Genomic DNA, 12,042 nt, shown 5'->3' with positions numbered 1-12,042 from the left:
TTGGTCAATCAGTATGAGAGAAGACTCTCTAACTTGTCTGGTCTGCGACCAAGGACGGTAGCCGACGGATATCAGCGACCGACTTAGTTAACAGCGTCTTTCAGGGCCTTACCGGCTTTGAAGGCAGGAACTTTACCAGCAGCGATTTCGATGGTCGCGCCAGTCTGCGGGTTACGGCCTGAACGGGCAGCACGCTCGCGTACAGCGAAAGTACCGAAACCAACCAGAGCAACCTGGTCACCCTCTTTCAGCGCTTCACCAACAGCATCAATGAAGGCATCCAACGCACGGCCAGCGGCAGCTTTGGAGATATCGGCACCGTCTGCAATCTTGTCAATCAGTTGAGATTTATTCACTCTTATATTCCCCTTTTATCAAACACCGCTGCGGCGCTGATTTCCCTGGCCACAACAAGTGGAGGTTTTATAGCAAGCCTCCTGATCAGTTGCAAGTGACAATCTGGCGCAAACCCGCGCCACACAACGCATTGCGACTCATCACGAGTACCCGATCGGTGGTCAAGGCTACTTCCGTTATCGGGCGCATGCAAGCCTTAACCACCCGCCGAATGCGCCAAATTTGCGGCGCATCAACATTTACACGACAGAAACGCGCTCAAACCCCTGTGGATTGTCCTGCAACGCCAATTCCAGCACCTCGTCAATCCAGCGAACCGGATAAATTTCAAGGTCTTGTTTGACGTTTGCCGGGATCTCCTCAAGGTCACGCTCGTTCTCTTTCGGAATAAGCACTCGCTTGATGCCGCCACGGTGGGCTGCCAGCAACTTCTCCTTGAGACCACCGATGGGCAGCACTTCGCCGCGCAAGGTGATCTCCCCTGTCATCGCCACATCAGCACGAACCGGATTACCGGTCAAGCTGGAGACCAGGGCGGTACACATGGCGATACCGGCGCTCGGACCATCTTTCGGGGTTGCCCCTTCCGGTACGTGCACGTGGATATCGCGCTTCTCGTAGAAGTCGGCGTTGATGCGCAGCTTCTCGGCACGGGCCCGTACGACCGTCATAGCCGCCTGGATGGACTCCTGCATCACGTCACCGAGAGAACCGGTATAAGTGAGCTTGCCCTTGCCCGGCATGTTGGTGGTCTCGATGGTGAGCAGATCGCCCCCCACTTCGGTCCACGCCAGACCACACACCTGACCCACCTGGTTCTGGTCGGTGGCCTTGCCGTAATCGAAACGCTGCACCCCGAGGAACTCCTTGAGGTTCTCCTGATTGACCTGAACGTGCTTGATGCTCTTGTCCAGCAGGATACGCTTGACCGCCTTGCGACAAATCTTGGAGATCTCGCGCTCCAGACTCCGCACCCCCGCCTCGCGGGTGTAGTAGCGGATCACTCCGACCAGAGCAGAATCTTCGATAGTGATCTCGGACTCTTTCAGGCCGTTGCGCTGGATCTGCTTGGCAACCAGATGCTGCTTGGCAATGTTGAGCTTCTCATCTTCGGTGTAACCGGAGAGGCGGATCACTTCCATCCGGTCCAGCAAGGGGCCCGGGATGTTCATGGAGTTGGAAGTAGCCACGAACATCACGTCCGACAGGTCATAATCCACTTCCAGATAGTGATCGTTGAAGCTGTTGTTCTGTTCCGGATCCAGCACTTCCAGCAAGGCGGATGCGGGATCGCCACGCATGTCCGAGCTCATCTTGTCGATCTCGTCGAGCAGGAACAGCGGGTTCTTCACGCCGACTTTCGCCATCTTCTGGATGAGCTTGCCGGGCATGGAACCGATATAGGTACGGCGGTGACCGCGGATCTCCGCTTCGTCACGCACCCCACCCAGAGCCATCCGCACATATTTGCGGCCCGTCGCCTTGGCGATGGATTGGCCCAGCGAGGTCTTGCCCACACCGGGAGGCCCAACCAGACAGAGGATGGGGCCCTTGAGCTTATTGACGCGCGCCTGCACCGCCAGATATTCGAGGATGCGATCCTTGACCTTCTCAAGGCCATAGTGATCGGCATCCAGCACCTCTTGCGCCTTGCCAAGGTCTTTCTTGACCTTCGATCGCGCCTTCCACGGCACCTGTACCATCCAGTCCACATAGCTGCGCACCACGGTAGCCTCGGCGGACATGGGAGACATCATCTTCAGCTTGGCAAGCTCGGCCTGGGCCTTTTCACGGGCATCTTCCGGCATGCCAGCCTCTTCAATCTTGCGATTGAGGGCTTCAAACTCATCCGGGCTATCTTCCAGCTCACCCAGCTCTTTCTGGATGGCCTTCATCTGCTCGTTGAGGTAATACTCGCGCTGGCTCTTTTCCATCTGCTTCTTGACGCGAGTACGGATGCGCTTCTCGACCTGCAGCAGGTCAATTTCCGACTCCATCATCGCCATCAGGAATTCGATGCGCTCGGAAACCGAGACGATCTCCAGCACCTTCTGCTTGTCTTCCAGCTTGAGCGGCATGTGGGCCGCCATGGTGTCAGCCAGACGCGCAGCATCATCGATCGCCGAGATCGAGGTCAGTACCTCGGGCGGGATCTTCTTGTTGAGCTTGATATAGCCTTCAAACTGGCCGATGGCGGAGCGAACCAGTACTTCCTGATCCTTCTCCTCAATGGCTTGGGAGGGGATGTACTTAGCCTCGCAGACAAAGAAATCCTTGTCGTCGATCATCCGCTCCAGGCGGGCACGCTGCCCACCCTCTACCAGCACCTTGACGGTGCCGTCCGGCAGCTTGAGCATCTGCAGAATATTGGCCACTGTCCCGACGGTGAAGATCTCCTCCACCGTTGGCTCATCGGTTGACGCATCCTTCTGGGCCACCAGCAGAACTTTCTTGTCCTGCTCCATGGCCGCTTCCAGACAGCGAATGGATTTTTCCCGCCCCACAAAGAGTGGAATGACCATGTGGGGATAAACCACCACGTCACGAAGAGGCAGGACGGGAATCTCGATGCGTTCTGAACGCTCTAGGTTCATATATGTCCTCTCGGCTTGTTATACCGTTGGCAAAGCGCTTGGCTGAGTATATGGGGGCGCAGAGATGAGATTCAATCGCCGAAACCGTAAAAAGCATGAAAGGGGCAAAAAGCCCCTTCCATTCGATTAAAAATCAGACATTTACTCTGATGCAGCAGCCTGGGTTTCGGGATTTTCGTAAATCATCAAGGGCGCGGAGTCCCCTTTGATCACGGTCTCGTCGATCACCACCTTGCTGACCCCTTCCAGAGAAGGCAGGTCATACATGGTATCCAGCAGCACGGCTTCCACGATGGAACGCAGACCACGAGCACCGGTTTTACGCTCCATCGCCTTGCGGGCAATGGCGTTGAGTGCGTCGTCACGGAACTCCAGCTCAACACCTTCCAGATCGAACAACGCCGCGTACTGTTTGGTCAGCGCGTTTTTCGGCTCTTTCAGGATCTGGATAAGGGCAGACTCGTCCAGTTCGGTCAGGGTCGCGACCACCGGCAGACGGCCGATGAACTCGGGGATCAGACCATACTTGATCAGATCTTCCGGCTCTACCTTGGCGAAGGTCTCGCTCAGGGTGGCCTTGGCATCCTTGGATTTCACCTCGGCGCCAAAACCGATACCGGTTCCCTTCACTGAACGCTGCTCGATCACCTTGTCCAGACCGGCAAAGGCACCGCCACAGATGAAGAGGATCTTGGAGGTATCAACCTGCAAGAACTCCTGCTGCGGATGCTTGCGACCACCTTGCGGCGGCACGGAAGCGATGGTCCCTTCGATCAGCTTGAGCAGTGCCTGCTGTACCCCTTCCCCGGAGACATCGCGGGTAATGGAGGGGTTGTCCGACTTGCGGGAGATCTTGTCGATCTCGTCGATGTAGACGATGCCACGCTGGGCTTTCTCTACGTCGTAGTCGCACTTTTGCAGCAGCTTCTGGATGATGTTCTCCACGTCCTCGCCCACATAACCGGCTTCGGTCAGGGTGGTCGCATCGGCCATGGTGAACGGCACATCCAGCAGACGAGCCAGGGTCTCGGCCAGCAGGGTTTTACCGCTACCGGTCGGGCCAATCAGCAGAATGTTGGATTTGCCGAGCTCCACACCACTGTTTTCGCCGCTGTTGCGCAGACGCTTGTAGTGGTTGTAGACGGCAACGGCCAACACCTTCTTGGCGTACTCCTGCCCGATCACATAGTCATCGAGATGAGCGCGGATCTGATGAGGGGTCGGCAGCTCGTTACCATCGCGCTTGGGCGAGATCTCGCGGATCTCTTCGCGGATGATGTCGTTGCACAGCTCGACGCACTCATCACATATGTAGACGGAAGGGCCAGCGATCAGCTTGCGCACTTCATGCTGGCTTTTGCCGCAAAAAGAGCAGTAGAGCAGCTTATCACCCTCACCCTTGCGTTTCTCTGTCATTCAGCAACCTCGTTTTATCAATAGAGGATGGATCGGCCTGTTGAGTTTACAACAGACCGGGACACCCTGCTCAGCTACGCTGGCTCAGGACACCGTCTACCAGACCATAGGCCACGGCCTGCTCGGCGGACATGAAGTTGTCACGATCGGTGTCACGCTCGATGGTAGCCATGTCCTGACCGGTGTGGAACGCCAGGCGCTCATTCAGGGTATTTTTGATCTTCAGGATCTCCTGGGCGTGGATCTGGATATCAGATGCCTGACCCTGGAAACCACCCAGCGGCTGGTGGATCATCACGCGGGCGTTAGGCAGGCAGAAACGCTTGCCCTTGGCGCCGCCAGCCAGCAGGAAGGCACCCATGGAGCAGGCCTGCCCCATGCAGACGGTGCTGACATCCGGCTTGATGAACTGCATGGTGTCATAGATGGACATGCCCGCAGTCACCGAACCACCCGGCGAGTTGATGTAGATATAGATGTCCTTGTCCGGATTCTCGGATTCGAGGAACAGCAGCTGAGCCACCACCAGATTGGCCATGTGATCTTCAACCTGACCGGTCAGGAAGATCACCCGCTCTTTCAGCAAACGGGAGTAAATATCGTAGGAACGTTCACCCTTGGCAGTCTGTTCGACCACGATGGGGACCAGCGCATTGCTGGGAGAATCGGTCATATCGTTATAGTTCTTGTACATAAGGCATTGTCCCTAAAATAAAATGGCCCGAGTGGAGATCACACGAGCCATTATACTTAACAGTCTTGACCTTAAGTCAAATGTTCTTAGGCAGCGGCGCCAGACTTGTTGATCACTTCGTCAAAGGCAACTTCTTTTTCGGTCACTTGCGCTTTGGACAGGATCAGGTCGATGGCTTGATCTTCTACTGCCAGGTTACGAACGCCGTTCAGCATCTGTTCGTTCTTCTGGTAGTACTCGATCACTTCCTTCGGATCTTCGTAGGCAGTCGCCATGGACTCGATGATACTGTTTACACGGGCATCGTCAGCCTTGATCTCGTTGGTACGGATCACGTCGCCCAGCAGCAGGCCTACGCGTACACGACGCTCGGCTTGAGCCTGGAACAGTTCAGCCGGCAACTCAGGAGCGTTGCCGCCCTGGAAGCCACCGAAGCGCTGCAGAGCCTGCTGACGCAGTGCGTCGATCTCTTGAGCAACAGCTGCTTTCGGCAGGTCGATTTGGTTGGCTTCAACCAGACCGTTCAGAACCTGCTCTTTCACGCTGTTTTTCAGGGCTTGAGCCAGTTCGCGCTCCATGTTCTTGCGCACTTCGGCTTTCAGCTCTTCAACAGAACCGCTTTCGATACCGAAACGCTTCACGAACTCTTCGGTCAGCTCAGGCAGGATCTGCTCTTCAACCTTGATCAGCTTGGAAGCGAACTTGGCATCTTTGCCTTTCAGGTTTTCAGCGTGGTAGTCAGCCGGGAAGGTCACTTCGATGGTGAACTCGTCGCCTGCTTTCTTGCCCAGGATGGCGTCTTCAAAGCCCGGGATCATGCGGCCAGCGCCCAGCACCAGGTTAAAGCCTTCAGCTTTGCCGCCGTCGAACTCTTCACCGTCGATGGAACCGACGAAGTCCATGGTCACACGCATGCCATTGGCAGCGGCAACATCGGCATCAGCCCAGGTAGCGTGCTGCTTGCGCAGGGTGTCGATCATGTTGGCCAGATCTTCGTCCTTCACGGTCGCAACCGGCTTCTCGACCTTGATGGTCTCAAGACCTGCAACTTCGAACTCCGGATACACTTCGAAAGTAGCGGTGAACTCGAAATCCTGACCTTCTTTGATCTCTTTCGGATCCATGGTCGGGGCACCGGCCGGGCTCAGTTTGTTTTCGATGATGGCTTTGATGAAGTTGCTCTGCATCATTTCATCAGCAACGCGGGCGTGAGCCATGGCGCCGAACATCTTCTTGATGATGGCAACCGGAGCCTTGCCAGGACGGAAACCGTCGATGCGACGAGTTTTGGCCAGGCCATTCAATTCTTTACGCACAGCGGCGTCTACGGTAGCGGCCGGTACAGTGATGGTAAGACGGCGTTCCAGACCCTGGGTTGTCTCTACAGAAACTTGCATTCTTCTACCTCGTTCAACTCAGCACTGTGTGCTGACCCTTTATTGCCCCTGGGCAAAGCCCGGAGTCTTCCTGTTTATAAAGACAACGATATGTCTTTGTGATGAGAAAATATGACGCGGCATTATAGCGGCGCACTTTGGTCGAGTCGAGCCACACATCCCCCACATTGAGCGGCGTGCAAGCACAATTCGTGCAAAACTGCCCTTTATATGGGGAGAGAGGTGCCCGACTTCAACTATCCGATGGCAATAATTTTGCGTTTGCTCACCTTTTTTCATCCGAACGCCGCTTTATTGCCCATCTTTCGCCGAAAAACAGCCCACCGTTGCGGGCGACGACTCAATTTGACCAGCCAAATGGCGATTGGGCCAATCAACCATTGCGTCCCTACACCTCCCTCGTTATGGTGGCAACCAAATTGATGATCTGGAGTCACTCACATGGCCTTTTTCCGCTTCTTGTTCAATCTGCTCTGGTTTGTACTGGGAGGTGTCTTTATGGGCCTGGCCTGGTGGCTGGCCGGTCTTGTCTGCTTTATCTCGCTGGTCGGCATCCCCTGGGGACGTGCCTGCTTCGTGATCGGCACCTTTACCTTCTTCCCGTTTGGCAAGCAGGCGGTCAATCGCAAGACCATGACCGGCCAGAGCGATATCGGCACCGGCACTCTGGGACTGATTGGCAATATCCTCTGGTTCGTGCTGATCGGTGTCTGGCTGGCCATCGGCCACATCGCTTCCGCGCTGGCCTGCTTCGTAACCATTATCGGTATCCCGTTCGGTATCCAGCACCTCAAGCTGGCACTCATCAGTCTGGCTCCTATCGGCCAGATGATTGTGACCAACCAGGAGGCGGAATCGGGCCGCTATATCCGCTAACAGCAGGAAATACGCGGGCAGACGCTGCCCTGCAACGAAAAAAAGGGCAGACTAGGGTCTGCCCTTTTCTATTCTCTTTTGTTGAGGCCATCATGTTACCCAGCCATTTTTTTGCCAATCTCGCCCGCATGAAACTCATCTACCGCTGGCCCCTGATGCGCAACATCCAGCCGGAAAACATCGCCGAGCACAGCCTGCAGGTGGCCATGGTGGCCCATGCCCTCGGCATCATCAAAAATCGACTGTTTGGCGGCAGCGTGAATGCCGACCGCGCCGCCGTGATGGCCCTCTACCACGATAGCAGCGAGGTGCTGACCGGCGATCTGCCCACCCCGGTCAAATACTTCAACCCCGAGATTGCCCGCGAGTACAAGAAGATTGAGCTGGCAGCCGAGCAGCGCCTCCTTGGCATGCTGCCGCCAGAACTGATCGATGACTTTCGCCCCCTGCTCGATTCGGCAGCCCAGGATGACGAGCTGGCCAGGCTGGTCAAGGATGCCGACACCCTCTGCGCCTATACCAAGTGTCTGGAGGAGATCAACGCGGGCAACCGGGAGTTCGAACCGGCTCGCAAGCGCCTTGAAGCCATGCTGGCAGCCCGGATGAGCGATGAGATGCGCTACTTTATCGACACCTTCGTAGCCAGCTTCTCCCTGCCACTCGATGAGCTTAACGCTCACTAAGCCAGTCTACATGACCTGAAAACAGAAGGGCCCGCCGGTTTGCACCAGCGGGCCCTTCGTTCTTTATTGCGCATTAGATGCAACGCATCAGTGACCCAGCTCGCGAGATGGCACCAGACCGCTCGCCCGCCAAGCGGGATAGAGGGTCGCCACCAAGCTCATCAGGATGGCAGCGCCCGTCACGATAAGCAGATCCTGCATATGCAACTCGGTCGGCAAGAAGTCGATGAAGTAGATATCCGGATTGAGGAAGCGGTGGCCAATAAGCTTCTCGATGACACCCAGGATCTGGGTCAGCTTGCTCGAAAGCAGCCCGCCCAGCAGGGCGCCGAGCAGGGCACCGGCCACGCCGTTAACCATCCCCTGAATGACGAAGGTGAGCCGGATCTGGCCGGGGCTCGCCCCCATGGTTTTCAGGATGGCGATCTCGCTGCGCTTCTCGTTCACCGCCATCACCAGGGTGGAGACGATGTTGAAGCAGGCGACAGCCACCACCATCAGCATTACCACATACATGACGGTACGCACCATCTGGATGTCCTGATAGAGGTAGCCCTGGCTGTTCATCCAGCTGCGGATATAGACGTGATGAGGGAACTGCTGCGCGGCGGCTACGGTGATGGATTGCGCCTTGAGCACATCGTTCACCCGCAGGCTGAAGCCCTCCACGCCGCTGCCCATGCCGGTGATCGCTTGCGCATCGGCCAGATGCATAAAGCCGAGCAGACCGTCGAGCTGACCACCGATCTCCAGCAGCCCCACCACGGTCAGTGCTTCGCGGCGGGGATTCTTGATCCCCGCCTGATCACCCCCTTGCGGCAGCAGCAGGGCGACCGAGTCCCCTACCTTGACGCCCAGCTTGTCGGCGATGGTCTTGCCAAGGATCACCCCACGTTCACCCGGTTGCAGCTCACGCAGACCACGGCCCGTCATGTATTTGCCGGCATCCGACAGATTGGCTTCCAGGTCGGGCAGCACGGCGCGCAGTTGCACCCCCTTGAGGGCGGAGCCGTGCTCCAGCAGGCCATTGAGGCGAATGACCGGCGCTGCCGCCTCAACGCCCGGCTGAGCCAGCAGGTAGTCGCGCAGACGTGGCCAATCCGGCAGCGGCCGCTCGACGGCGTCCAGCTCACCTTGCGGCACGACCGAGAGCACCCGATCTTTAAGCTCCCGCTCGAAACCGTTCATGGCGGAGAGGCCCAGGATCAGCGCCATCACCCCGAGGGCAATACCGATCAGGGAAGAGGCAGAGATAAAGGCGATAAACCCGTTGCGACGGCGAGAGCGGCTGTAACGCAGGCCCAGAAAGAGGGGCAGCGGTTTGAACATCAGGCAACCTCCGCCATCACGCCGCTCACCAGGGTCACCCGGCGATGAAGCTTGGCCGCCAAGCTCAGGTCGTGGGTCACCACCACAAACGCAGTGCCCAGCTCACGGTTCAGTTCACACAGCAGTTCGTACACCGCGGTGGCACTGGCGTGATCCAGATTGCCGGTAGGTTCATCCGCCAGCACCAGACTCGGTTCGTTGACCAGCGCCCGGGCGATCGCCACCCGCTGACGTTCGCCACCGGAGAGCTCGGAGGGGCGGTGGTTCAAGCGATGGGAGAGCCCCACTCTACCCAACATTTTGGTCGCCTTTTCGGTGGCAACCGCCACCGACTCACCGGCGATCAGCAGCGGCATGGCCGCATTTTCCAGCGCACTGAACTCGGAGAGCAGGTGGTGGAACTGATAGACAAAGCCCAGCTCTCGGTTGCGAAAACGGGCCTGGGTGCGGCTGTCCCAGTGGTGGATATCCTCCCCCTTGAACAACACAGCGCCACTGGAAGGGTTGTCCAGCGCCCCCATCAGGTGCAGCAGAGTGGTCTTGCCGGAGCCGGAGCTCCCCACCACCGCCAGCATTTCACCGGGCGCGACGCAGAGATCGATCCCCTTAAGCACCTGAGTCTCCAGCTCCCCCTCTTTATAGACATGATTGAGCGCCTGGCAGCGCAGCAGAGGTTCACGAGATACGGCTTCATTCATAACAGGGGCTCCACTTACGCCAGTGACCACAGAGGCACCAGTAACAACGCCGGTACTCGCACCGGAGGTAACAACAGAAGATGTATTATTCACGGCATTACTCATAACGCAGCGCCTCGGCCGGTTTCACCCGTGCGGCGCGGGCCGCCGGATAGAGGGTGGCACTGAAGCTCAGCAGCACGGCGCCCAGCAAGATGGTGATGACCTGAGCCGGTTCGACGATGACCGGCAGGCCACTGCCGCCCGCCGCCATATAGAGGTTGAGCCCCACCGCATTGAGCAGAGGGTTGAGACCCAAAGAGAGCGCAAGGCCAGCCAGCCCGCCAAACAGGGCACCAATCACCCCGCTGGAGGCACCAAGCACCATGAAGATTTTGACGATCCCTGATTCACTCATGCCCATGGTGCGCAGGATGGCCACTTCGCCCTCCTTGTCCGTCACCACCATCACCAGCGCAGAGAGGATGTTGAAGGTGGCGACGGCGATAATCAGCACCAGCATCAGCCCCATCATCCGTTTTTCCATGGCGACCGCCTGGAACAGCTCGCCCCGCTCGCGGCGCCAATCCTGCCACAGCAGCCCATCCGGCAACGGTGTCTTGATCACCTCGTCAGCGGCAAAGGGATCATCGAGCCAAAGGCGAATGCCACCGACGGTTTCTGGCGGCAGGCGCAGCAGTCGCTGGGCATCCCCCAGCGCGATCAGCGCAATCTGGTTATCCACATCGGCGCCGACCCCGAAGATACCGGAGACGGTAAAGAGGCGCTGGGCCGGTACCCGACCAAACGGGGTGAAGCGGGTCCCCTCGGTCAGGATCAGGCGAACCTGATCGCCGATGGAGACATTGAGGCGGCGTGCCACCCCCTGCCCCAGCACGATGCGGTAGTGACCCGCCTGCAGGGTATCGAGGCGTCCCCCCAACATCTGGCTATGGAGGATGTCATCCTTGGGCCACTTCGCAGGGTCGATCCCCTGCACGCTCACCCCGGTCAGCTGGCCGGGGCTTTGCAGCATCCCTTCGCTGTCGAGCATGGGGGCCGAGGCGACCACATGGGGTAATTTGGCCAGATCCGGCAAACCTTGCGGGTCGGCATCAATACGGCCAGCCTGGTTGGTCACCACCACATGGGGGATCACCCCGAGGATGCGCCCTTTGAGCTGCCCTTCGAAACCGTTCATCACCGAAATGACCACCATCAGGGCGGCGACCCCGATGGCGATGCCAAAGGTAGAGAACAGGGAGATAAATGAGACGAAGCGATTGCTGCGCTTCGAGCCTGCATAACGCAGGCCGATGGCCAGCGAAAGGGGCTGAAAAAGTCCGGTCTTCAAGGATATGTACGTTGCCAACAAAATAAGATACCGGATAATAAAGGGAAACCGTCCATGACAACAAGGGATAGCCTCCATGCAGGAACAGTTCTTCAGCGTCACTCATGCCACGCCGGTCAATGTGATCCCCATGCCGGCCGACTTCCACCTCCCCTCGCTGGAGGAGCTGGACGCTGAGCTGCCGGAGCCCTTTCGGATCTCTTCGGCCATTACCTCCATCGATCTGGTGACCACTCGACTGCTGCGCAACCAGAACGAGTCGATGCACGATCTGATCGAGATCGTCAATCAGCAGTCCCGCAAGATCGACATGATCATGGGCTATGTGCTCTCCCTGCAGGACCATCCGGAGCAGCGCTTTCACACCCTGCGCTTCGGGGCTGGCCAGCTCACCTACCTGCACCCCTATCATGATCACGGGGATGCGCCGCACCTGCACCAGATCGTCCGCCTCAAGATTTTCCTGCGGGAAGAGGCGGCCGCCATCTACTGCTATGGCCAGGTCAAACAGCTCGACGGCGGTGAACATGGCACCCATGTGCAGCTCGACTATGTGCGGATCCGCGAAGATGACCGTGAACTGCTGGTTCGTGCCAGCCTCCACGTGCAATCGAAGCAGCTCAAGCTGCGCGCCCAAGAACGTCAGCGCTAACCAGAGCGAACGT

The 12,042-nt window shown here is 57.9% G+C and carries 11 protein-coding genes; 3 read left to right on the top strand and 8 right to left on the bottom strand.

The window, feature by feature from the left end; all coding sequences use genetic code 11:
• Window positions 1-83: 83 nt before the first annotated feature.
• The 5 genes from hupB to tig all read right to left on the bottom strand — a co-directional run bounded on the left by hupB (window position 84) and on the right by tig (window position 6,458).
• Window positions 84-356: a nucleoid-associated protein HU-beta gene (hupB, locus tag ACTG2S_RS10670; protein ID WP_005315375.1), complete on the bottom strand. Its 273-nt coding sequence runs from the start codon at window positions 354-356 to the stop codon at window positions 84-86.
• 240 nt (window positions 357-596) lie between these two features.
• Window positions 597-2,951: an endopeptidase La gene (lon, locus tag ACTG2S_RS10665; protein ID WP_257687783.1), complete on the bottom strand. Its 2,355-nt coding sequence runs from the start codon at window positions 2,949-2,951 to the stop codon at window positions 597-599.
• A gap of 141 nt (window positions 2,952-3,092) precedes the next feature.
• On the bottom strand, window positions 3,093-4,367 hold the full coding sequence (clpX, locus tag ACTG2S_RS10660; protein ID WP_005336977.1) for an ATP-dependent protease ATP-binding subunit ClpX: 1,275 nt from the start codon (window positions 4,365-4,367) through the stop codon (window positions 3,093-3,095).
• A gap of 70 nt (window positions 4,368-4,437) precedes the next feature.
• On the bottom strand, window positions 4,438-5,061 hold the full coding sequence (gene clpP, locus ACTG2S_RS10655) for an ATP-dependent Clp endopeptidase proteolytic subunit ClpP (protein WP_005336979.1): 624 nt from the start codon (window positions 5,059-5,061) through the stop codon (window positions 4,438-4,440).
• A gap of 86 nt (window positions 5,062-5,147) precedes the next feature.
• Window positions 5,148-6,458, bottom strand: a complete 1,311-nt coding sequence (gene tig, locus ACTG2S_RS10650) for a trigger factor (protein WP_042081175.1) — start codon at window positions 6,456-6,458, stop codon at window positions 5,148-5,150.
• 441 nt (window positions 6,459-6,899) lie between these two features.
• Between tig and ACTG2S_RS10645 the strand changes: the two genes are divergently transcribed.
• Together ACTG2S_RS10645 and yfbR are read left to right on the top strand one after the other, a co-directional pair.
• A complete protein-coding gene (locus tag ACTG2S_RS10645) occupies window positions 6,900-7,334 on the top strand; it encodes a YccF domain-containing protein (RefSeq protein WP_005336982.1) in 435 nt (144 codons plus the stop codon).
• Window positions 7,335-7,426: 92 nt separating this feature from the next.
• Entirely contained in the window at window positions 7,427-8,017 is a 591-nt protein-coding gene (yfbR, locus tag ACTG2S_RS10640; protein ID WP_103251200.1) for a 5'-deoxynucleotidase, read from the top strand.
• A gap of 87 nt (window positions 8,018-8,104) precedes the next feature.
• On the opposite strand, the gene lolE is transcribed toward yfbR, so the two are convergent.
• From lolE to ACTG2S_RS10625, 3 genes are all read right to left on the bottom strand, one after another.
• Window positions 8,105-9,346, bottom strand: a complete 1,242-nt coding sequence (gene lolE, locus ACTG2S_RS10635; RefSeq protein ID WP_274160946.1) for a lipoprotein-releasing ABC transporter permease subunit LolE — start codon at window positions 9,344-9,346, stop codon at window positions 8,105-8,107.
• Window positions 9,346-10,044 carry a lipoprotein-releasing ABC transporter ATP-binding protein LolD gene (lolD, locus tag ACTG2S_RS10630; RefSeq protein WP_005336988.1) on the bottom strand — a complete coding sequence of 233 codons (699 nt, stop codon included), beginning with the start codon at window positions 10,042-10,044 and terminating at the stop codon, window positions 9,346-9,348. Before lolD ends, lolE begins: the two co-directional genes overlap by 1 nt.
• A gap of 97 nt (window positions 10,045-10,141) precedes the next feature.
• On the bottom strand, window positions 10,142-11,377 hold the full coding sequence (locus ACTG2S_RS10625) for a lipoprotein-releasing ABC transporter permease subunit (protein WP_005345085.1): 1,236 nt from the start codon (window positions 11,375-11,377) through the stop codon (window positions 10,142-10,144).
• Window positions 11,378-11,453: 76 nt separating this feature from the next.
• Here ACTG2S_RS10625 and ACTG2S_RS10620 point away from each other — a divergent pair, with 76 nt between their 5' ends.
• On the top strand, window positions 11,454-12,029 hold the full coding sequence (locus ACTG2S_RS10620) for a hypothetical protein (RefSeq protein WP_005351323.1): 576 nt from the start codon (window positions 11,454-11,456) through the stop codon (window positions 12,027-12,029).
• The last annotated feature ends 13 nt before the right edge of the window (window positions 12,030-12,042 follow it).

It is taken from the genome of Aeromonas sp. 82P, assembly GCF_051919365.1.
Classification (GTDB): Bacteria; Pseudomonadota; Gammaproteobacteria; order Enterobacterales; family Aeromonadaceae; genus Aeromonas; species Aeromonas veronii.
This window is presented reverse-complemented; position numbering and strand designations above follow the sequence as displayed.